The organism is Paracidovorax oryzae ATCC 19882 (assembly GCF_000687165.1).
In the GTDB taxonomy this organism is placed as follows: domain Bacteria; phylum Pseudomonadota; class Gammaproteobacteria; order Burkholderiales; family Burkholderiaceae_C; genus Paracidovorax; species Paracidovorax oryzae.
In genome coordinates this window covers 224,959-246,932 of sequence record NZ_KK366049.1, presented here as the reverse complement: position 1 = coordinate 246,932, position 21,974 = coordinate 224,959, and the positions used below count along the sequence as shown (strand labels likewise).

The 21,974-nt window shown below is 63.1% G+C and carries 12 protein-coding genes, 1 tRNA gene and 1 pseudogene; 8 read left to right on the top strand and 6 right to left on the bottom strand.

The genetic code is table 11. From position 1 onward, the window contains the following. Positions 1-2: 2 nt before the first annotated feature. The 7 genes from ureC to T336_RS0123485 all read left to right on the top strand — a co-directional run bounded on the left by ureC (position 3) and on the right by T336_RS0123485 (position 5,084). Positions 3-1,721: an urease subunit alpha gene (gene ureC / locus T336_RS0123515; protein ID WP_019702336.1), complete on the top strand. Its 1,719-nt coding sequence runs from the start codon at positions 3-5 to the stop codon at positions 1,719-1,721. An 8-nt stretch (positions 1,722-1,729) separates the two neighbouring features. Continuing rightward, on the top strand, positions 1,730-2,230 hold the full coding sequence (locus T336_RS0123510) for a GNAT family N-acetyltransferase (RefSeq protein WP_026434341.1): 501 nt from the start codon (positions 1,730-1,732) through the stop codon (positions 2,228-2,230). 97 nt (positions 2,231-2,327) lie between these two features. Continuing rightward, the gene (gene ureE / locus T336_RS0123505) at positions 2,328-2,993 is read left to right on the top strand and encodes an urease accessory protein UreE (protein ID WP_026434340.1); all 666 of its coding nucleotides are present in this window, start codon (positions 2,328-2,330) and stop codon (positions 2,991-2,993) included. A gap of 64 nt (positions 2,994-3,057) precedes the next feature. Further along, the gene (locus T336_RS0123500; protein WP_026434339.1) at positions 3,058-3,756 is read left to right on the top strand and encodes an urease accessory protein UreF; all 699 of its coding nucleotides are present in this window, start codon (positions 3,058-3,060) and stop codon (positions 3,754-3,756) included. After that, positions 3,753-4,442: an urease accessory protein UreG gene (ureG, locus tag T336_RS0123495; RefSeq protein WP_051647427.1), complete on the top strand. Its 690-nt coding sequence runs from the start codon at positions 3,753-3,755 to the stop codon at positions 4,440-4,442. Before T336_RS0123500 ends, ureG begins: the two co-directional genes overlap by 4 nt. Positions 4,443-4,554: 112 nt before the next feature. After that, positions 4,555-4,893, top strand: a complete 339-nt coding sequence (locus T336_RS0123490; RefSeq protein WP_317135414.1) for a hypothetical protein — start codon at positions 4,555-4,557, stop codon at positions 4,891-4,893. Positions 4,894-4,996: 103 nt separating this feature from the next. Then, positions 4,997-5,084, top strand: a tRNA-Ser gene (locus T336_RS0123485). 67 nt (positions 5,085-5,151) lie between these two features. On the opposite strand, the gene T336_RS0123480 is transcribed toward T336_RS0123485, so the two are convergent. The 6 genes from T336_RS0123480 to T336_RS27265 all read right to left on the bottom strand — a co-directional run bounded on the left by T336_RS0123480 (position 5,152) and on the right by T336_RS27265 (position 21,441). After that, positions 5,152-6,987, bottom strand: coding sequence for a DUF262 domain-containing protein (locus T336_RS0123480; protein WP_026434336.1), 1,836 nt, complete (start codon positions 6,985-6,987; stop codon positions 5,152-5,154). Between the two features lie 34 nt (positions 6,988-7,021). Next, positions 7,022-9,217 (bottom strand): BREX-2 system phosphatase PglZ, encoded by a 2,196-nt coding sequence (gene pglZ, locus T336_RS0123475; RefSeq protein WP_026434335.1) that lies wholly within the window; start codon positions 9,215-9,217, stop codon positions 7,022-7,024. Further along, positions 9,214-12,906: a DUF6079 family protein gene (locus T336_RS0123470; protein ID WP_026434334.1), complete on the bottom strand. Its 3,693-nt coding sequence runs from the start codon at positions 12,904-12,906 to the stop codon at positions 9,214-9,216. Before T336_RS0123470 ends, pglZ begins: the two co-directional genes overlap by 4 nt. A 25-nt stretch (positions 12,907-12,931) precedes the next feature. After that, positions 12,932-16,621: a BREX-2 system adenine-specific DNA-methyltransferase PglX gene (gene pglX / locus T336_RS25655; RefSeq protein ID WP_035227142.1), complete on the bottom strand. Its 3,690-nt coding sequence runs from the start codon at positions 16,619-16,621 to the stop codon at positions 12,932-12,934. Continuing rightward, positions 16,618-20,826 (bottom strand): BREX system serine/threonine kinase PglW, encoded by a 4,209-nt coding sequence (gene pglW / locus T336_RS0123455; RefSeq protein ID WP_026434331.1) that lies wholly within the window; start codon positions 20,824-20,826, stop codon positions 16,618-16,620. The genes pglX and pglW overlap by 4 nt, the downstream gene beginning before the upstream one ends. Positions 20,827-21,000: 174 nt before the next feature. After that, positions 21,001-21,441: a hypothetical protein gene (locus tag T336_RS27265; RefSeq protein ID WP_209436002.1), complete on the bottom strand. Its 441-nt coding sequence runs from the start codon at positions 21,439-21,441 to the stop codon at positions 21,001-21,003. Between the two features lie 247 nt (positions 21,442-21,688). Between T336_RS27265 and T336_RS0123450 the strand changes: the two are divergent. Further along, positions 21,689-21,974 (top strand): annotated as a pseudogene (locus T336_RS0123450) (transposase); the annotation flags it as partial.

The window sequence follows — 21,974 nt, the reverse complement described above, 5'->3', positions numbered from 1 at the left end:
CCATGGCCACCGTATCCCGCCGCGCCTATGCAGAAATGTTCGGCCCCACCGTGGGCGACCGCGTGCGGCTGGCCGACACCGGCCTCGTCGCCGAAGTCGAGCAGGACTTCACCCTGCGTGCCGGCGGCTACGGCGAGGAAGTCAAGTTCGGCGGCGGCAAGACCATCCGCGACGGCATGGCCCAGAGCCAGCGCACCCGCGCCGAAGGCGCGATGGACACCGTGCTCACCAACGCCCTCGTCATCGACCACTGGGGCATCGTCAAGGCCGACATCGGCCTGAAGGACGGCCGCGTCGCCGCCATCGGCAAGGCCGGCAACCCCGACACCCAGCCCGGCGTGGACATCGTCATCGGCCCCGGCACCGAGATCATCAGCTGCGAAGGCAACATCGTCACCGCCGGCGGCATCGACAGCCACATCCACTTCATCTGCCCCCAGCAGATCGAGGAGGCGCTGGCGTCGGGCGTCACCACCATGCTCGGCGGCGGCACCGGTCCGGCCACCGGCACCCTGGCCACCACATCCACCCCCGGCCCCTGGCACATCGAGCGCATGCTGCAGGCGGCAGACGCCTTCCCGATGAACATCGGCTTCCTGGGCAAGGGCAACGCCAGCCTGCCCGCCGCGCTGCACGAGCAGATCGAGGCCGGCGTGATCGGCCTGAAACTCCACGAGGACTGGGGCACTACGCCCTCGGCCATCAGCAACTGCCTGGACGTGGCCGATGCCACCGATACGCAGGTGGCGATCCACTCCGACACCCTCAACGAGAGCGGCTTCGTCGAGAACACCATCGCCGCCGTGGGCGGGCGCGGCATCTGCGCCTTCCACACCGAGGGCGCGGGCGGGGGCCATGCGCCGGACATCCTGCGCGTGGTGGGCGAGGACAACTTCCTGCCCTCCTCCACCAACCCCACCATGCCCTACACGCGCAACACGCTGGACGAGCACGTGGACATGCTCATGGTGTGCCACCACCTGGACGCCTCCATCGCGGAAGACCTGGCCTTCGCCGAAAGCCGCATCCGCAAGGAAACCATCGCCGCCGAGGACATCCTGCACGACCTGGGCGCCATCAGCATGATGAGCAGCGACAGCCAGGCCATGGGCCGTGTGGGCGAAGTCATCCTGCGCACCTGGCAGACGGCCGACAAGATGAAGCAGCAGCGCGGCGCCCTGCCCGAGGACGGCCCCCGCAACGACAACCACCGCATCAAGCGCTACGTCGCCAAGTACACCATCAACCCCGCGATCGCCCACGGCATCTCCCACGACGTGGGCAGCCTGGAGGTCGGCAAGTGGGCCGACATCGTCGTCTGGAAGCCCGCCTTCTTCGGCGTGAAGCCCGCGATGATCCTCAAGGGCGGCAGCATCGCCCTGGCCGCCATGGGCGACCCGAACGCCTCCATCCCCACGCCGCAGCCCGTGCACTACCGCCCCATGTTCGGCGCCTTCGGCGGCTCCCTGGCCCGCTCTTCGCTCACCTTCGTCTCGCAGGCGGCCATGGCGGCCGGCGTGGGCGAACGCTTCGGCCTGGCCAAGCGACTCAGCGCCGTGCGCGGCATCCGGGGCGTGCGCAAGCAGCACATGGTGCACAACAGCTACACCCCGCGCATGGAAATCGACGCGCAGACCTACACCGTGCGCGCCGACGGCCAGCTGCTCACCTGCGAGCCCGCCACCCGGCTGCCGCTGGCGCAGCGCTACTTCCTTTTCTGAGCCGGCCGATGGACGCACGCCCCGACGCGGCCGTGGCCGCCCTGCGCATCCGCCTGGACGACCTGGGCGATCCGCGCATCGCCGTCTTCCTGGAGGAGCACCTGGCCGACATGCGCCGCGTCTCGCCCCCCGAGAGCGTGCACGCGCTCGACCTGGACGGCCTGCGCCGCCCGGAGATCCGCTTCTGGAGCGCCTGGCTCGACACGCCGCACGGCGACCACCTGGCCGGCACCGTGGCGCTCAAGCGGCTGGATGCCGGCCATGCGGAGCTCAAGTCGATGCGCACGGCCGCCGCCCTGCGCGGGCAGGGCATCGCCGCCCGCATGCTGGCCCACGCCCTTGCCGAGGCACGCGCCGCAGGCCACGTGCGCATCAGCCTGGAGACGGGCAGCCAGCCCTTCTTCGCGCCGGCCCGCGCGCTCTATGCCCGCCACGGCTTCGAAGACTGCGCACCGTTCGGCAGCTACGGCCCCGACCCAGCCAGCCACTTCATGACACGCGCGCTCTGACGGACATGCACCCGCCAGGCGCCCGCCGGCCGGCCCCAAGCGCCCGGACAGGGGCGCGAAGCCGCAGAATGGCGTTTTCGCCGCCCAGGACTCCGACATGCTGACCGCCAACAAACTCCTTCCCCAGGGCCACGGCCTCGCCCCCGTCCTGCTCAAGCGCGCCGCCACCGTCGAACTCGACTGGGACGTGCGCCAGAAAAGCCGCTTCGCCGCCACCGACTCCACCGGGCGCGAACTGGGCGTCTTCCTGCCCCGCGGCACCGTCGTGCGCGGCGGCGACGTGCTCGTGGCCGAGGACGGCAGCATGGTCCGCGTGCTCGCCGCGCCCCAGGCCGTGCTGCGCATCACCCACTGCACGCAGCACGGCACGCCCTTCGACCTCATCCGCGCCGCCTACCACCTGGGCAACCGCCACGTGCCGATCGAGCTGCGCCCGGACCACCTGCAGATCGAACCCGACCACGTGCTCGCCGACATGCTGCGAGCCATGCACCTCATCGTCACCGAGCAGCAGGCCCCCTTCGAGCCCGAAGGCGGCGCGTATGCGGCGGGCGGGCACGGACACGGCCATGCGGCCCACGGCCACGGGCATGACCATGGGCATGGCCACGCACACGCGCACAGCCACGACCACGGCACGCACGCACCAGTCCATGACCACGGCCACGACGCCGAAGGCTGCGACCACGATCACGACTGCGGCCACCACCACGACCACGGCCAGGACCATGGCCACGCCCATCCGCATTCCCTCGCCCGCTGACGCGCGCATGGCGCCTGTACTCGATCCCGCCCCTTCCGGTCCTGCAGCGCCCGGTCCGGCATCGATGCCGCAGGCCCTGCCCGCGGCCAGCCTGCTGCAGCTCATTTGGCTCGCATCACCCGCCCTGCCCGTGGGCGGTTTCTCGTACTCCGAAGGGCTGGAGATCGCCGTCGAATGCGCGGGCGTCACCACCGAAGCCACGGCCGCTGCCTGGCTGCAGGAACAGCTCATGCTCACCCAGGCCCGCGGCGACCTCGCCGTCGTCCACCAGGCCCTCACCGCCTGGCGCGCAGGCGATGCGGAGCGCGTGCGCGCCCTCAACGACTGGGTGCTGCACACCCGAGAGACGAGCGAGCTGCGCCTGCAGACCGAACAGATGGGTCGCTCCCTCGCCGACTGGCTGCGCAACCAGCACGCGGGCGACGCGGAGGCCTTGGCCGACGTCGCCCGCCTCGCCGCCCTGCCGCCCACCTATCCCGTCGCCTTCGCCCTGGCCGCCGCGCGCACCCAGGCCCGCGCCGAAGACGTGCTGCTCGCCTGCGCCTTCGGCTGGGCCGAGAACATGGTCCAGGCCGCCATCAAGGCCGTGCCCCTCGGCCAGAGCGCCGGCCAGCGCATCCTCGCACGGCTCGTCGCCGCCATCCCCGGCGCCGTGGCCCATGCCATGCAGCTGGGCGACGCGCAGCGCCAGGCCTTCTCCCCCATGCTGGCCGTGCTCTCGGCCCGCCACGAAACGCAGTATTCCCGCCTTTTCCGCTCATGACCGCCATGACCATGAATACGAACACGACCACCCCCTCGCCCCTGCACCACGTCCCGAACCGCACCAAGCCCCTGCCCCCGCTGCGCGTGGGCATCGGCGGCCCCGTCGGCTCCGGCAAGACCACCATCCTGGAAATGCTCTGCAAGGCCATGCGCGACCAATACGACCTGGTCGCCATCACCAACGACATCTACACCAAGGAAGACCAGCGCCTGCTCACCGTCAGCGGCGCCCTGCCCGCCGAGCGCATCATGGGCGTGGAAACCGGCGGCTGCCCCCACACCGCCATCCGCGAGGACTGCTCCATCAACCTCGAGGCCATCGACCGCATGCTGGCCCAGTACCCTGATGCCGACATCGTCTTCGTCGAAAGCGGCGGCGACAACCTGGCCGCCACCTTCAGCCCCGAGCTGAGCGACCTCACCATCTACGTGATCGACGTCGCCGCCGGCGAGAAGATCCCCCGCAAGGGCGGCCCCGGCATCACCAAGAGCGACCTCTTCGTCATCAACAAGACCGACCTCGCACCCCACGTGGGCGCCAACCTGGACGTGATGGAGGCCGACACGCGCCGCATGCGGGGCAGCAAACCCTTCGTGATGACCAACCTCAAGACACAGCAGGGGCTGGACCAGGTGATCGATTTCATCGAGAAGAAGGGGTTGTTGCAGGCGGGGCGGGGTTGAAAAGCATGAGGCATCCCGAGAAAGTGATGCCTGCCAGCTCTCGACAATGAGGACCAGACAGAAGCAGAAACATCGCCTGCGCCGCGCTTGCGCTGTGGCTCTCCTGATCCTCATGGCCATCGGACTCTGGCATGCGTCCAAACCCAGGCTGGCGCACACGTCGGTCAGCCCCTGGGGCGTGTACCGACTGGAGTACTACGACCCCTCGCTGCTGCAGCGGATCTTCCATCACGAGATGAAGATACCGACGTTCGTCCGCCTCTACCGCAACAGCCCGGAAAACCTGCTGGGCGAAAGCGAGGTGGTCGACATGTGGATGAACGGGCAGCTGTACTGGTGGGTCGATCCACCCTTGAATGTGGTGCAGGTCGGCAGGGATGTCGTGTTCAAGAACATCCCCCCGGAATGCACGGACTGCGCTGCACCTATCGGCGCTGGACCTCGGCGCTGACAACTCAGTCCATCGCCACCCCACTGCCCGGCCGCAGGGCTCGGCGGCTGGAACCGTAGGAAGCGGCCCTGGGGACGGCTAGAATGCGGCTCCTGCAGCCTGCGGAGACTTGGGTGAGCGGTTTAAACCAGCAGTCTTGAAAACTGCCGACGGGCAACCGTCCGTGAGTTCGAATCTCACAGTCTCCGCCAAACAAGCGTTTTCCTTAGAGCAGCTGTGACTTGAAGCATTGGATTGCACCGTGTGCAATCCTTAAGTTCACACACTGATCGGCATCGTCTTCCAAACGTCTTGCGCCAACGCGATCAGCATTGCGTGTCGCCTTTCGATGTCAGCCGCCTTCCATGCAGGAAATGCCGCCAGCTTGGCGTTGATCCGGGAAATGGATGTGTTCTGCCCAACATCGGTCAAGGCCACCAAGCTGCGGGTCAGGTAGTTACCGCTCTTGCTGTACTCGACCTGCTTGGCCGCATAGAAATCATTGCCCGCGACGATGTTGATGGGCTTTTCCAGCAAGGTTAGGTTGCCGAGGCGATTCTTGTAGTCGTCGTATACCGCGTTCGGGTTCTCTGCCGCCCACGTGGCGCGCAGTTCCGCCTTCGGGTTGTCAGGCAGGATGTGCTCGATTTCCAGCTTGGTGAAGGGCTCGAGACTGCCTGGGGCCTTCAAGCCCCTGAACGCCATCTCGACATGCTGGGCCAGCCGCGCCAGCAAGTAGCGCGTGCGGTACTGCTGCATCGAATACAGCGTGAAGCGCTTGAGGGCATCGGCCAGCTCTTGCGACTTTCCAGCCATGTTTTTCTCGAAGCGGTCGGCGACGAAGGTGTTGAGCTGAACCTTCTGCTTCACCGGATCAGTCGTCTCCGCAATCGCGCGCAGCTCGTCGGCCCAGTGGGAGAAGCTGCGCTCTAGATCTTTGGTCGGGGTCTTGGTGAAGATGTAGTAGAAAAGGAAGCTCTCGAGTTGCGCCACAAAGTGATCGAACAGCGGCTTGGGGAGGTTCGCCGCTGCCAGCAGCAGGACATAGTGCAAGCTGAACGCACCACCGGCCAGCCGCTTGAGGCTGTCCATCGCCAGACTGGGCTTGCCGTCATTGCCCAGGCCGTTGGCAAATGCCAGGTAGTGCTCGACATTTCGGATCACCTTGCGGACGAATTCAAAGGGCTTGCCCTCGTAGTCGCATAGCGCCGCGTTGCCCTTAGCGATGAACCAGTCGTAGATCTCGTCCTCACGCACAACCGCATCGCCGCGCTCATTCTTGATGACGTAGTTGGCCATCAGGAAGTAGCGCAAGAAGCGTAGCGGCTTTTCCTTCTCCTTCTCCAGCGGCTTGGTGATCTTCTTCCACTCGTCCTTGAGCTGAGTGAACTGGGTTTGCTTGACCTGTGTGAACAGCAGGTTCTTGAGCAGGTCCATCGGGTTCAGACCGACCCCACGCTCATTGATGGTCTCGAAGATCTTCAGCGCACTACTAACGTCCGTAGAGATCTGAATGAACACCACGTTGTTGGCCAGATAGCCCCAATACTTCTTCAGTTTGGCCGTGTCGTCGTAGTTATCCTTCAGGTAGCGGTAGAGCGTGCTGTAGGCGTTGACCAGGTTCTCCAGCGAGCCGAAGCTCGCGATACCTGCAGCCTGGATACCCGCCCGCACGGTCTGCGGCTCGGCATCCAGCTCCACGAGCTTGGCCATCACTTCGCCTGCGCTCTCGTAACGCGGCTCCAGCTTCAGATTGGTGCGCACCTCGCCGTCGCTGTCCACGTAGCTGGTCGAGATCAGCCCGGAAATCATCTGCCGTTGCGGCTCACCCTGGAAGAGATGCTTGAGCGCGCAAAGCAGCAGGAAAAACGTGGTCAGGCGCTGCTGGCCGTCGATCACTTCGTAGTGGTTCTTCTGCTCGGTCGGCGACACCAGCACCGTGCCGATGAAGTATTCCCGCGTCGTGCCCGCATCGATCTGCTCGCCGATGTCCTCCAGCAGCTGATGCACTTCCTTGTCCATCCAGACGTATTCACGCTGGTAGTCCGGGACGATGTAGAAGCACTCCCTGAAGGCTTCTTCGATGCTGTATTTGTGGTTTTCTATTCGTGCCATGCTCTGTATTCCTTGAACCCTGATTTCCGCCTCGTCACGCCTGCCACCAGCCGGGTGCTGCTTCTTCGCGGATGCTCCAACCATCTACCGCTTTGGTGCCATAGCGGTAGGTGGCGATGGGGACGAGTGCTTCGGCTGGAGCGCATCCGCCGTGGTAGCCATTTCGCTTGCTGGCGTAGCGCAGCTTGCTGTTCCAGGCCAGAACAACCTCGTCCAAGCCACTGGCCGCCTTGATTCGCTTACCTTTCAGCGCGAGCTCGCCCGGGTAGGACTCCAGATTGGGTTCGCGCCAGCGAGCGTTCGGGCTCGATCCCTGCATCACCGTGTTTTGGTCGAGCACATGACCGTGGTCACTCGTGAAGGTCACGGACCGGTCAGAGGAACGTGCTTCCGCGAGCAGTGCATCCAGACCTTTGAACTGGGCGATATCCCAGCGAAGCCGCAGTTGGTCAGACTTCATCAAGTGGTCGTCTACCGCATTGATGACCACGGCGACCACCCGCTGACGTGTATCACTCAGAGCCGCCCTCAGGTCATCCGAAAGCGTGACGCCGGAACTGTCGAGCAAGTCGCGCTTGTGGAAAATCGCAGGTGGCTTGCCGGCGACAGATGGTGCAACCAGCGACGGGTAGGCGCTGAAGGCGGATCTCTCTGTCGACGCTGATCCTGCACAAGCAGTGCCGCAAAGCAACGAGGTTCGGGACGCTTCGGTTGTGGACGGCAGCATGGCCAGCAACGTCGAGCATGAACCATCGGTACGTTCGAACTGAACCCAGCCGTGGTCGGCCAGGCTATGGTGCAGTTCAAGAAAAACCGGAATGCTCATGCCGTCCACCACGATGAGCAGACTGCGACCGGCCTCAGCGACTGGGGCGACGCATTTGTCGAGGGCGTCCTCGATCGGAATCAAGGAGGCCCCATCGGGCTGATCGCTTGACAGCGACTCGGCGAACCGCCGGTCGAACAAATCCCGACGAACGCGCGCAGCCTCACGCAGGAGTCCATAGGCGCTCGCCAATTCAGCGGAGTCGTCACCCTCTAGCAGTACCGTCTGCGCCCAATCCACCCAGCCGATCTCGTTTCGATACTGCTCAGCAAGCGCGTTCAATGCGGAGGGAAACGAATTGGCGGTTTGCGTGAGCCAGCTCACCAAGCGCACAGCCATCTTGCATCGGAGCTCTGATCGACTGCTCAGAACCGGACCGCGATGGGTCACCAGACGACCAAACCGCGAGATGGCTTCGGCCAGGTTGAGTTCGTTCAAGGCAGCAGCGAAGGCCTTGGTCTTTTCGCGCAACGCTGCACTCCCGTATCGCGCGTGAGCGGCCAGGGACTCCGCCTTCAACTGCGTCACCAAAGACTCATAGCGCGCCACTTGCTGCTGTTTGGCCACCTCCGTGGCGCGGTCGAACCAAGCATCGGCTGCTCCAGCCAGTTGATGTGTGGTGTGCGACGAGATGGTCAGCCCATCAAACAGGACTTCGAGGCGCGCGGCGACTTTCGCCCGGTTCGCTTCGGTGCCCGCAGTCTTATCCTCCAAGGCCTCGCAAAGCATCGCGATGGCCACCAGCTCGTCGGCACTGCCCGTATCGATGGCCGCAAAGACGAAGCTCACCAAGTCGCCCAGCGTTTCACGCAGCCGTTGGACAGTCTCTTGGCGAGCGGTGTCTTCCAGCGTCTTGAACTGATCTCGTCTCTGGGCGTCACCCGCCCACTTCAAAAGGTCAAGCTCGGTCGGCGGGTAGGACTCGAAGCCCAGGACGACTTGGAACAACTCCTTCCAAGCACGGTCCTGATCCAAAACGAGTGATCGGACCGGGGCATATCCCTCTGCAGGCATGTATCGCACAAGTAGTTCAGCCAGCCAGCGATGGCGAGCCAATCGTGGATCAATGTGCGCTGCCCGAAACAGTGCCAACACCGTCTGCCAAAGGTCGTGGGTGATAGCGCGCCTCTTGGCGCAGCGAGCCAGCACGTCAGTGCCCAGGTCGCTCTCGTCGCCCGAGAAAAGCAGGACAGCGGGCGTCGTGCTGGTTGAGTAACGACGCATGGCGTCACGAACGGACAGCGGAGAGCTGCAGGTCGCGACCGGCCAACTCTCGGCGTTCACATCCACGGCTATGCCATCAAAGGCGTCTGGCGGCAGCCGCAGCAGGATGAACTTTGCTGGCGGGTCTGCTTCGTGGGCCTGCTTGGCCTGAAGACTGATCTGATGCGCCGGAACCTTCATTCCTGTTCCCGGATAACGATCTGAATGTCCACGCTGACCTCACCAAGGCCCTCCAACAGCGTGCGGGCGTCGGCCAATGCCTTCAGGGCATCAGTCTTGACCAGCCTGGACCGCTCAATTCGCTGCGGCGCTTTCATGCCAGGTTCCGGCTCAGGGACGGGCTGAGGCTGAGGGGTTGGTGGCGTCGCCCGGTTGGCAACATCAGCCATCAGTGTTCCCGCATCGCGTTCGAACTGGGCGACTGCGGCTTGGAGTCCATCCACGTATTCGTAGCGGAGAACAGCGTGAGCAAGGCTCTCCAGGATCTGATTGGCACGCGGAGCAAACTCCCCGCTTCCGCTCGCGATTGAACGCAGGCTGTTAACCAAGTAGTGCTTGGCCTCAACGCGCGCCAGCGCCTGAACACCACCAAGGACCGCTTTGGTTTCGGCAATTTCTTCGGTGCTGAAATCCAGCCTGGACACGATGTTGACGAGGTCAATCTCCGAGCTGCTGGACTCCATGGCCGCGAACCAGTCGCGCAGGCGTGTTGCGCCCGCTTTGCGCAGGGCAGGCTCCCCGGCGGCCACCGTGTCGGTCTGTACCAAGGTCATCAACTGTTCGACCACACGCAGATAGTTCAGCAAGTGCGCTGCCGTGTCTGTCACACGCTTACGTGCGGCACGGGAGAACTCCACCAGCCCTGGAGCCGACCTATACAGCGCCGCCATGGCCGGGTCCAACATATCGCCGGCGAGCTTGGTGGCCCTGTCCCATTCGGTCGTTGTCGGCAATGGCTGCTCGCGAACCTCGCATTCATTGGGTACGTTGCCGATCTCACCCTTGAACGGCTGGCCAAAGCGGTACAGGGAGCGATTGCTCTTGGCCAGCCAGGTCAGGATCACCAGATCTTGCAGGTCGTCTCGCAGGCCGCGACGGTCCGGAAGATCCAGCCAGCGGCGCAGGTCGCTCACGGTGGGCTCGCGGCCCGACTGCTGAGCGATTTGGCGAGCGAAGTGCTGCGACCAGTCATCGCGCAACTGCAGCGCCGCTTCGCCCACCTCGGCAAGGTCCAGTTTGGGGGCGATGCGCTTGGCATCGTCCCGCAGCGAGGCCTCTAGCTCGACCCGATGGGCTGGCTTTTGGGCTGCCAACACCATCAGATCGGCGAGGCGTTTCACCGCAATCGGCCTGGGCTCAGCGTCAAAGTGCGGATGAGCCGGGAACTCATAGTCCAGCGCCTGCTCCGTCAATTTTTCGAACGCGTCCTTGAAGTTGGCCGCTACCGGCGGGCGCAACACCAGCGACGGATCGAGGCTGAAGTAGTGCTCGTCGACGGTCTGTGCGGAGTCCAACGCCTCGTGGGCGACGCTGTTGAGTCCGTATGCCGTGTACAGGCAGTTGCGAATGAACTGGCGCAGTTGGTCCCGCTGGTTCGTCAACAGCACACGCGCCTGCTCGCGGTCGGCCTGCGACAGTTGGCTGGCGTACTGGTCCAGGTTGTTTCCACGCAAGACGAAGTTGATGACCACCAGCCGCCCAAGCTGGTCTTGCGTGTTGGGAGACAGGAAGGATGGCAGCCAGGCCACCGAGCGTCCGACACGTCCATCATTGAGGAAGCCATTGATCTTAGCCACGTCGTCTTGTGGGCCATGCTCGGGTTGATGATCGAATGGGAAGTCGATCAGGATGCGCCACGTTCCTTCCCGCCCCTTGAGGGTGTCGAAGGATTGCTCCCGGACGTTGCCGAACAGAATCTCAGCGCTACGGCGCGAACCGCGCCAGGTGATCTCCATCTCCGGCGGCAGCAGGCTGGAGCCTACGTCAGCCAACCCCAAACCGTCGGTGATGAGTTGCCTGACCTCGGCCTGCCGGTTCCCCTGCGTGTCAAACGACATCGCGTTGGCCAGAATGGCGTCGGTGTCCACCTTGGCCACTTCCACCGAAACCATGGGGTTCGGCGAGTCATCGGCAATCTTGATCTCCCCGGCTTGGCCAGCCCAGCGCTTGAGCTTGGTCAGCACGGTGATCCCCTCGCTGCCGGGCACCGGCGTGCGGATCGTGCCGTGGTTCAGCGCTGCGAGCTTGGTGGGTGTCAGGTTCTTCAATGCCTCCACTTCGGGCACCAGCGCCGCCAACACCAGGGTCTTGAGCAGGCGAGCATCGTTCTGCAGTGCAACCGCCTTCTTGGGGTCGGCCTTGCCCGACTCGATGTCTTCCCAAGTGACGCCGTGCTGGGTTTCCAGAATTGGCAACAGGCGACGACGCCAGAGCTGTTTGGCCTGCTCGAAAAAGAGCTTGATGCCATGGGTGAAGGGCTCGTCTCCCTCTGCAATCACATCGAACAGATCGCCCACAGGGATCACGTCGCCGATCTCCAGCGTGTCCGCCTTGTCCACCAGCATCTGCTGCATCAGTTTCAGGGCTGTGCGCTCGCGCTGCAGCATCGACGACACGGCAATCAAGGTCTGGACCAATGCCGGCGTGAAGGGGTACAGGTCCTGCAGCATCTGCTGATCGCCATCGCGGGTTAGCAGGGTTTGCAGCACCTCGGGCTGGCTGCTGAGCAGCTTGTTGATAGCCCCCTTCAGCAGCGCATCCTCGGCCGGGCCGCGCGTGCGCAGCAGCCGCTTCTTGGCGATCTCTGGCAGATTGCGGTCTTCCAGATTCACCTTGTCGAAGCGTGCCTCCCAATACTGCAGTGTGTCAGCAAACGACAACTGCTCCGCACCGGGCATGTGCTCGCCGACCAACTCACGCAGATCGCGCTGGCGGGCCATGAAGCTGATGATGGGGATCGGCCGGTCTGCGTTGCTCGACTCCACCAGCTTCGCGACCTTTTGCCCTTCGCGAGCAATCCAGGCCACATCCGCCGCGCGGCTGGCCAGCCAGAGGATGAATTCGTCCAGGAACAGGATGATGCCGTCGTAGCCCAGGTCCTTGGCGTGGTGCGACATCGCCGACAAGCCCTCGTCGAGCGAGGTGTACATCTCGCGCTGCGAGGCAGAGAGGTGGCTCACGCTGCCGTAAAAGGCGCGTGTCAGAGCCCCGACCAGTTGGAAGCGCTCAGGGCTGCCAGGCGCAGCCTTCAGCGTGGCCTCGAAGCGTGGAGCTGCCCAGGTTTGGGTGACGCGACCCCAGCCACCGCCCCCTGTGGCAGCACCAGTTGCCCCATTCAAGGTACGGAAGAAGGCTTCGTCTCCCATCTGCGTGCGCAGCTTCTGCGCATCGTTGAGCATGCCCTCGCTCTGGTAGAAGCCGGGGCTGGAAGCTTCCGGGTGCAGGCGAGCGGCGAGCTCGGCGTAACCCGAGAACAGGGCCGATTCCAGCGTCTCGGCGTTGATCATGTGGTAAGGCACCACCAAGAACTTCTTACCTTGGGTCCAGCCGTTGTGCTTGGACACCACCGGGGCCAACTCTGGCTTGCCACGGGCCGTGGTGTCACCGCGCAGCAGCAGGGACAGGATGGCCATGAAGTGGCTCTTACCCGAGCCGAAGCTACCGTGCAGGTACGCGCCCTTGCTCATTCGGCTGTCGATTGCGCCCTTGACCACCCCGAGCGCCTGGTCGAAGCACTTCACCAACTGGGGCGTGGCGATGTAGTCGCGCACGGTGTCCGCAGGGGCGTTCAGGCCGTCCGTCAGGCGGAGAACAAAGTCACCTTGGTGAACCTGCTCCGGCAGGTCAAATACTTCGCGTAGTTTTGGCATGTTGTTGTGTCCCTCTTGATTTGTTTCAGGCTTGCGCGGTGGCAGAGCGTCGGCCGCGCGTGCGGCGGGCAGGTGCCGGGGGGCGCCAGGCGCGCACCGCCTCCAGCGTCAATCCGTGCTGAGCCAGTTGTGCATCCAGCAAGCCTTGCAGGTAGTCGCCGGTGCTCATGCCCAGGTCGTCGTCGATCTCTGGGTGCCATTGGTGGACCCAAGGCAACAGTTCATCCAGGCCGGCCAAGGCAGGCGTCAAACGAACGGCATCGGCACCTTCACGCTGCAGCATTTCGTACAGATAGCCCGTCAGCGCCAGGGCGCGGGCTTTTGCGCCATAGCCGGCCCAGAGCAGCATTGGGCTTCCAGCGTCGTTGCTGCGCTCCAAGCCAGGAAAATTGATAAAGCGTTCCTTGGGGACGTCGAGCGGCCCACGCTGCTTCCACATTGGGCCATCGAGAAAATCTTCCGGCTTGTACTTGGGAGGTACCGGGATGGCACCTAACTCGCGGGTCTTGCGTCGCGTCTGCTCGGCAGCAATGTCCTCTGCGGATGCCCCAACCATGTTCTTGCTGACTTCAGAGTCAATCGCATCCTCTTTTCGTTGCAAGCCCCAGGTGCTTCTCCACACCGCACGCTTGCGCAGGCCGCTATCGGTGTATCGCAGAACATCAAGGTAAGGAACCGAGGCCTGTTGCAGAAGTGATGTCACCGTTGCGTGTGCATCGTTACCCGTACCAGCGTACAAGTCCAATGCGCGGCGGAAGCTCTCATCGCCCGAAAGCGCATCAACCAGCTCCCGAACAGAGCGTAGGCGCGGAGCCGGGTGAGCGTCTCGTGGCCAAAGGTCAGTCGCCTCCAACCGATCGAGCAGCCAGCCTTCCAGCGCAACCTTTTCGAGAGTGGTCCAGTCAGATCCTGCCCAGCGGCGTTTGCACTCTGGTCGTTCGATTAGAGCCAGGTCACGCCTTTGCTGGATCGTGGAAATTCGACGTTCGACCAGGGCTCGGTAGTCTGCCGGCCAGCGCGCGGGGCATTCCGTGACGGGTTGTGCGCCGTGACGCTCAAACCAAGTCGTCGAAGTGGTCCCCGCAGCCAACTGCCGAGCCAACAGAATTTCGAAGGCGCGCTCTCCGAATTGAAGACCAGGTGGCGCATCTGAGTAACAAAGCTGCTCATCCAACACGCCATAGATGCAGTAGACCTGCCAGTCCAGTTCCTCCTGCCAAGCAATCATCTCGCTTCGAATGCGATCGACTTCAGTCTTCGCCGCATCCAGTCCAGCGCGGGTTGGAACTGCTAACCCGAACGTCGCTACCGGTAGGCGTGCTGCCCGTTGGGTGGCTAGGCTGTCGATTCGCTTTGCGATTTGGACGGGGCGCTCCACCGCCACCGGGAACTGACCGACTTTGGTACTGTCATGCGCGAAGCGCTCATCCCATAATGAACGCCGCACACGGGCACCTTCCGTGCCCATGTGATCGCCACCCTTTGGGAAGCAGACTTGTTTGAGCCAGAAGCACGATGTCGAAGAATTCAGCAGTCCGAGGATGCCCAGGTTGTCATCTTCGGTGGTGTTGGCAGGTAGCTTAATGACCGGCGCAGTCTGCTTGAAGACCTTGCCTCCACGGTCGAGGACGAAGTGGTTGTGTGTTGCTACTTCGCCAAAGGCGATGGCATGCTGATACGTCAGTCGAGCCAAGGTGATTTGATGCCAGCTCCACCACGCCTTTCCATCAGAGAAATACGTCCCTTGACCGAATGTCGCTCGATTCCCAAGTAATGTTCGGAAGGCCCAAAGGTACCGATTCAATCCAGGGAAATCGGAGAGCGAGACTAGGCCTTGCTCAGCATATGGAACTATTCCGTGTTCATCGGACGAAATCGCCCATTCACGAACGTTGTCGCCTTCGACGAGGGGGCGGACCATTGAGGACTCCACACCCAGCCTGATCGCCGTGTTTCTGGCCAGCACGAATGCATCGTCTGCACTTGTGCGCCCTGTACCGCCAAACACATCTGCAAAAGCGCTGATGACTTCTGTTCCAGCGGCATTGATTCGTTCAAGCAGATCGGCGGCACCACCACCGGCCAACGCCCAAGGGTGGCTGTAAAACTTGTCGCGAGGGAAGTCATGGACGCTGACCCACTCTGACTCGGAGTCGCTGCGATCGATCTGAGTCAATATGGCGTTCCAGACGATCCCTTGCCCAGGGTCACTTGGTGTCGATGGTTCACCGTTGATCCCCAAGACAGCACGCACGGATGGATTGACAGGCGGTCGATTCTGCCCAAGCAGGACTACCGTCGGAGTCCCGTGACCCGGTATGTAAGCTCCCGAAGTGTCTATGACATGCGAGAGTTCTACGGTCGGAAAGAAGCCTTCAACTAGCTTCTTTCCAAACTCTCTCTTCTTGAACGAGTCCGACACGATTAGCCCAACAAATCCAGCTCGCTGCGTGTTGTCCAAATTGCGTGCGAGAGCCCAGAACCGTTCACAAAACGGGGCCACCAGGGCATAAGTCCGATGGCAACTCTGGAAGCGTTGCCGATAAAGGGCTGAGACAGCCTGATCCTTAACCGTGATGTAAGGCGGGTTCCCAACAACCGCCGCGTACTTTCTCGCGAGGATCTGATTCGTCGCGGCAAGGTCTTCCGCCGCAAAGGCGTGCCGATACAGGTGGTCAGCCGCCATTGCCAGATTTTCTTGCGGCGTATTCAACGCTAGCGACGCCTGAGCCCGCGTGTAGTCGCGTTGATCAAATCCGTGAAGCAGGCTGTCGCCCGTTTCGATATGAAGATGGAAGTCCGGGGCAAGCCGCAGCTTGTGAACCTGTGCCATCTTGAGCGCAGCCACCAGCAGCCGGAACCGGGCGATCACCACCGCGTAGGGGTTCAGGTCGATGCCCGCAATGCGGTCCAAGGCATCCTGCAGGGCCATGTTGACGTTGTCAGGGCGCTTGCGCAGCCAAAGAGGGGCCAGGCGTTCAAAGGCGCCCAGCAAGAAGTGGCCCGAACCGCAGGTTGGGTCGATCAGATCGACTTCTTCGAGCGTGTAGATGCCGAGCGCAGGCGTCAGCGTGCGGTCCAGGATGAAGGACTCGACGAACTCCGGCGTTTGCAGCAGGGCATAGCGTTCCCGCGCTGCTTCGGAAAGGTCCTGGTACAGGTCGCCCAGGAATCGCGTGTTCCAGTCGGGGTCTGCGAAGTCGTGGAGCAGTGCCCCGGTGTCGGCATTGGTGGCGCGGAAGAAGCGCACCAGTTGCTTGCCCATGTCGGCAGAGACCGGAGCTGTCAGCAAGACACGCTGGACTTTCATCACGTCAGACAAGCCTGGCAGGCGGCTTGCTACCGCGAACACGTCGCGCAGGTAGTCGTTGTCCGATGCGGTCGGGTTTTGTAGATAGAAGGCCTCCTGACGCGCCACGGCGGTTTGGCCTCGGGCATCCGTGCCGGCGATCAGCGGCGCGTCGAGCAGGTCGTTGTCTTCGCAGAAGCGGACGAACACGCAAGCCAATACCCAAGCCACGGCGGACTGGGTGAACTGCGCCTCAGCCCAAGTTTCCAAGGCCTCGGATGTCCGTCCAGCGTCACGTGCTGCCTCCCAGTCGGCCGTGAGGCGGCTCTTGTACTCAGCATGGGTCGCAAAGCGACTGCGCAGATCGCTTTCCAGGTCTCGAACCTGGATCTTCAGGTCGGCCAGCAGTTTGGGACGATTAATCATGGTTGTTTTGACTTCGTGCTGGTCGCGGCTGTCGGGCTGCCGTGCGTGCGGTGGGCGTTTTCGAGCCAAGCGCGAGGGATGCGACCGTAATCGGTGGTGTTGATGGTGACCGGAACGGCTTCGCCATCCAGCACCGGTCGGTTGTCAGGCGTCAGCGGGCTGGCAATCAGGGCAATCAGCGGCGGTCGGTTGCCGAACATGCAGGCATCGGCCAGCTTGGCGAACAGCGGCATCTTCTGCCAGCGTGCGGCCAAGCCGAGATTGACCAACAGGCCCGGTTGATCGTCCTGCAGCAGTTGGGCTTCGACCTTGGGCCAGACTTCCCCGAGCACGGTCGCGAAGTTCTGCGCATCGACCGAACCCGCGGGCGCGGCGTCGGCGGCCAGCAGGATGTTCCAGTCCACGTCCCATTCCTTGGCTTGCGCTTCCAGTTGCGAGAGCACGACTTCATCGAAGTCGATGACCTTCAGGCCAAAGCGCTGCGTCAGCTCGCGCTGCGCGATAGCAAGGCCCTTGGGGTCGACAGACAAAGTGAGCAACTTGCCGCTGCTCAACGCGTGTTTGATGCGCTCGTCGATCTGCAGCGCCATCTGCACATCCGGGGCGGTCGCTGTACGTGGCCGGTTGTTGGTGCCGAAGCGGGTGATCTGTGTGGTACCCGAAATAATGCCCGCTGAGTAGAGCGTGACGAAGGCGCGCTTGGCACCATCCCACTTCACTTCCAGACCCGCATCTTTGAGCAGTTGCTCCAGCTCGGTGGGGCCGGGCAAAGGCGCCGCCTCGGGGTAGCGCGCAAAAATCCGGCGTCGGATGGTCTCCAGATCGAACTGCCGCAAGCCGAGCAGCGAGTTAGTGGCCAGCTTGACGGCTCGCGCCGCAGACAACTGGGCCGGGTAGAACTCCAGCCGCGAAGACAGCGCGGCTTGTCGGGCACACGCGGCGGCGAGACGGATCAATCGATCGGAGCTCAAGCCAGCATCGCCCGCAGGCGGCGACACGCGGGCCAGGGTATCGGCCACTTGTTGCGACGAGGGCAGCGGGTCTTGCTGCGCCAGACGGTCGGCCGTTTCGCCGAGCACCACGGCGTAACTGGCACGCACTTCTGGGGCGGAGGGAAAAAGGCCGGACGCACCGCTGCTGGCAAGTGTGGCAACCACGAGGTCTTCGACTTGCGGCGCTTCAACCAGCGGTCGGACGTTGGCGTCTCGCTGCACCAGTTGCCAGCGGGCTGCTTGCTTGGTGCGTTCGACGGTGATGACCGCGCGTGTCAGTGCTTCGGCCTCGCTGTGCCGGGCCGCGCCCGTTTGCACGCTGCCGCGCCGCGCCAGGAGAGCGGTGGCGATCTCCCCCACGGTCGCGATGCCGCCCAGCCCAGCCAAGACAAGGGCCACGTCGTCACGCAGGTGGGTGATCTCTGGTTGACGCGACATGCGCTCGGCCATCGACTGCAGCACGTCCTCTGGCAGTGGCGCAGCGTTGGCTTGCGCGCTCAGCCCGAGCCAAGCCTCCAAGGCCTGGAGTTGCGCGTCCTCGCCTTTCTTCGGCACCAACAAGGCGGCTGCCGCATCCACCGACAGCTTGGCGACGGTGGTGTCAGCGGGCTGCTCGTCTTTGACCGCGCCGCCGCTGAACTGCTGCCGCAGACGGTCAGCAACCTGATGCAGCTCGCGTGCCACAGCCAGGGCGATGCCACGGTGGCGGTACAGCCGGTTGCGCGGCAAGTCGGCCAGATCGCCAGCGGTGGCCAGTTCATCGTGGCCGATCCGATCGATCAGTTCGAGGTGGCGAGAATCCAGTTCGAGCGCGCTGAGTGGCGTGCTCGGCGTGATGCCGCCTTCGACGGCAGTAGGCTCGTCACCGAACGGCAGGTCACTCTGGGGTGTTTGAGTGGTGTGCGTGGTGACAGGTCGCGAGACGCTCTCGAACACTTTGCGCCACTCGCGCAGCATCTGCTCGGCGTTGTCGAAGCGCTTGCGGTGGTCGCGGGCCAGCGCCCGGACAAAGAAGTCCAGGGCCCGTTTTCGGATCGAGGCGTCAAAGCGCTCCGAATCGAGAACGATCTCGGTTTTCAGGGTCGCGGGGTCGGCACTGCCATCGCCCCATTCGGGCAGGGTGCCGGTGGCCATTTCGTGCAGGGTCAGTGCACACGAGTAGCGCTCGGCATACCCGTCCCACATGCCGCGCTTGCGCAAGAACGGGTCCATATAGACCCGGGTGCCCGCGTTCAGGTCGGTGGCCGGGACTCCGGCCAGCGAGAAGTCAAACAGCGTGAGGGTGAGTCGTTTACCGGTTCCTGGGCGGATGCCGATGTTGTCTGGCTTGATGTCGCGGTGGGGCACGCCTTCGCGCTCCAGGTACTCCACCACCGAAATCAGCTCCTCGCCGAACCGCTGCAGCAGGTCCAACCCCAGGCGTCCCTCCTGGCGCAGACGTTCACCCAGTGTTTCCTCGCCCGCAGAGGACAGGAACAGGGTGGCCAGCCCCGCGATCTCGAAACGCTCAAAGCACTGGACGATGTTCTGGTGGGGCTGAAGGCGCACCAACGTTTCGGCTTCGCGCTTCAGTCGTTCGTTGTACTCGGGCTCCAAGGCGATCTTGAAAACACCCTGGCGTGGCTGCCCTGCGCCTTTGCGGCGGACCTCAAGGGCCAGGCTGGTCCCGCCCTTGCCAAGTCGCCGAATGACCTCAAAGCCGTTGAGCTCATTGCCGGTGTTGGCCTCTAGCGGCGACGCCAATGGTGACGCGGGCGCGGTCAGGGCTTCTTCAAGCGCTTCTTCAGCCTTGTCGAGCGCAGCCAGGAATTCGTTGGTCGAGCTGAACCGATCATCGGGCGATGGCCAGGTGGCGAACTGGATGAGGTCCTCGATCTCCGCCAAACAGCCGTTGACCATGGCCGACAACGTGAGTCCGGGCCCTTGTTCGCACTTGGTGACCAGCTCGTCGCCGCTGATGGCGGGCGGCTCACCCGCAAGCACGAAATAGGAGATGGCCCCGAGCGAAAACAGGTCCAGCTTGATGGAGTCAGGCCGGGGCGCGTTTCGGGCTTCTGGCGCAAGGTAGATCTCTTGCGCCACACGGTCAGAGAGCATCTCGACGTGCAGCGTCCCGGTCGTCTCCCCCTCGGCTTCTTGCAACTGGCGCGTGGCGATCTGCCAGTCGAAAAGGGTGACATCGAACGAGTTGGCACCCACCGTCCTGACCATGATGGTCTGCGGCGACAGGCCTCGGTGGTAGAGGCGGTATCGGTGGGCCGCATCCAGGGCCTCGGCAATGGCGCGGACGAGCTTCAACCGCTGCCAGAGATCGAGATGTTCTCCTTGCGCTCGGATGAAGTGGTCGAGTCGTTGCAGTCCTTCGTCGTAGTCAAAGATCAGCGCAGGCCCGTGTTCGCTGTCGATGAAGTCGGAAGCGCGCAGGATGCCCGGATGGCGGATGCCTTCCAGCAACTGGAACTCGCGCCGAGCTGCGTCTGCGAGCATGGAGCGCTGTGCAGCGGTGAGCGTGCGCTTGGCGGTGTAAAGACGAACGCGACGGCGCAGATTGGTCAGCGATACGTGCTTGGCCAGCCAATCCTGGTGAAAGTCCGTCTCAGCGAGGACTTGCTCGAGCTGGTAGTCACCAACGCGGCGGCTCTGCTGCGGCGGACGGATACCAATGGTCTCCAGTGCCCGATTCAGGGACGTCGCCAAGTCACGGTCAATCGGCTGCGCACTGGCAACCGGGGCCGTCTCGTCGAACAGTTTGTTGGCAATATCGGCCCGCAGATGCACATTTTCCCGGGCAGGGCCTGTGAGCTTGCACCGTTGAGCAGGGTCAGACAGGAAGACCAGCGACTGGATGTAGGGTGTGCGACGTTTCTGAACGGTCAACTGCTTTCGCAGCAGCGATGCGAGCTTCTTTGCCTTGCGGTTCGTGAGCAGCAAGGGGTTGTCGTCAAAGTATTCGCGTGCCCCGTCTCGCCAGATCCAGGTGTGGGAGTCGCCACTGATTTCCCCGGGGCGGCTCTTGATCTCGACGAGGAAGATGCTGTAGCGGGAAACGATCAGCAAGTCGACTTCGTTGATGCTCCCGTCGTCGGCAACAAACTCGAAGTTGCTGTAGGCACGAAACGGCTCACGGTTGGGCAGCGCGCGCTGCACAAAGTCGAGTGCGTCCTGTTCCCACGGAAACTGGGACGGCGAAATCGTCTTCCAGCGCCCACTCATGGCTGCACCTCGCTCGGGCATCCGAACTCAACTGACAAGGGTGAGCGGGCGACCATGAGGCTTCCTCTTATTCCAAGGAGATTCATTTCAAACAAAAACATATCGCTTCGACGATATGGGAACAGAGTTCGTATCGGGTACCAAGAGCTAGGCTCGGCCCAACAATGCACGCAGCTAGTCACGGCGTCGCGTCTTCATGGACTGGACTTCCGGCGACACCACGATTCCTTGACCCTTGCAGTACTGAAGCACCATGAACTCAACCATGGATGCGAGACTGCGCCTCTCATGCTCTGCTGCGGCAATCAGTGCCGCCTTCACGTCTGGCGGCACGCGAACACTTACAACTTCGGTTTTAGTGACAGCCACGAGCCGCTCCTGTGTGAAAAACGCTAGCGTTTTGCGCAGGTTAACAGACTTGGCATGCTCAGCTTCATTGCAGGTTGCAAGGGCCCGGGGCAAGGCGAGGTTTAAGACCGTCGAAATTGAAGGTAGGCGCGGCGTGTTCGCGGGCACAGCAGCCGTCGCGCGATTCATGGATGAAATTTGGAGCCCGAACTCGGGTAGATTGCCGGCCAGCACGCTGCCAACGCAGGATGACGTTGCGCCATCCATCAACCTCGACCTGACCCGCCGGAGGACTGACAAGACCCAGACGCCACATCGACAAGGGGCGGTCTCAAAACTGAAGTGCAACACCACCGTTTGAGATTGAGTTTCCGATTCAGTAAATAGTAGCGTCCTGCTGCTGCGCAATGGCCTGCATGAACTGCTGGAACGCTTGATAGGGAGAGTGACGTGCTCCCCGATAGCCGTACCACCCGAATGGAAGTGAGGTCCGTCAACTTGGAGAATGACGGACATGAGGAAGAGTCGATTCACGGAGCAGCAGATCATCGGTTTCCTGAAGCAGGCCGAAGCGGGCCTGGCGGTCAAGGAGGTCTGCCGGCAGGGCGGCTTCAGCGAGCCGACGTTCTACAAGTGGCGGGCCAGGTACGGCGGCATGGATGCCGAGGAAGCGCGGCGCCTGAAGGAGCTGGAAGTCGAGAATGCCCGGCTCAAGAAGCTGCTGGCCGAGGCCCACCTGGATCTCGAAGCTCTCAAGATCGGCTTCGGGGTAAAGCGCTAGCCCCGCAGGACAAGCGCAA

Coding starts and splice junctions, on each gene's coding strand:
- T336_RS0123480 (WP_026434336.1), bottom strand. CDS start 6,987: ATGGCACGAATAGAAAACCACAAATACAGCATCGAAGAAGCCTTCAGG.
- T336_RS27265 (WP_209436002.1), bottom strand. CDS start 21,441: ATGGATGGCGCAACGTCATCCTGCGTTGGCAGCGTGCTGGCCGGCAAT.
- ureC (WP_019702336.1), top strand. CDS start 3: ATGGCCACCGTATCCCGCCGCGCCTATGCAGAAATGTTCGGCCCCACC.
- T336_RS0123470 (WP_026434334.1), bottom strand. CDS start 12,906: ATGCCAAAACTACGCGAAGTATTTGACCTGCCGGAGCAGGTTCACCAA.
- pglW (WP_026434331.1), bottom strand. CDS start 20,826: ATGAGTGGGCGCTGGAAGACGATTTCGCCGTCCCAGTTTCCGTGGGAA.
- T336_RS0123490 (WP_317135414.1), top strand. CDS start 4,555: ATGGCCATCGGACTCTGGCATGCGTCCAAACCCAGGCTGGCGCACACG.
- T336_RS0123500 (WP_026434339.1), top strand. CDS start 3,058: ATGCCGCAGGCCCTGCCCGCGGCCAGCCTGCTGCAGCTCATTTGGCTC.
- ureG (WP_051647427.1), top strand. CDS start 3,753: ATGACCGCCATGACCATGAATACGAACACGACCACCCCCTCGCCCCTG.
- ureE (WP_026434340.1), top strand. CDS start 2,328: ATGCTGACCGCCAACAAACTCCTTCCCCAGGGCCACGGCCTCGCCCCC.
- pglX (WP_035227142.1), bottom strand. CDS start 16,621: ATGATTAATCGTCCCAAACTGCTGGCCGACCTGAAGATCCAGGTTCGA.
- T336_RS0123510 (WP_026434341.1), top strand. CDS start 1,730: ATGGACGCACGCCCCGACGCGGCCGTGGCCGCCCTGCGCATCCGCCTG.
- pglZ (WP_026434335.1), bottom strand. CDS start 9,217: ATGAAGGTTCCGGCGCATCAGATCAGTCTTCAGGCCAAGCAGGCCCAC.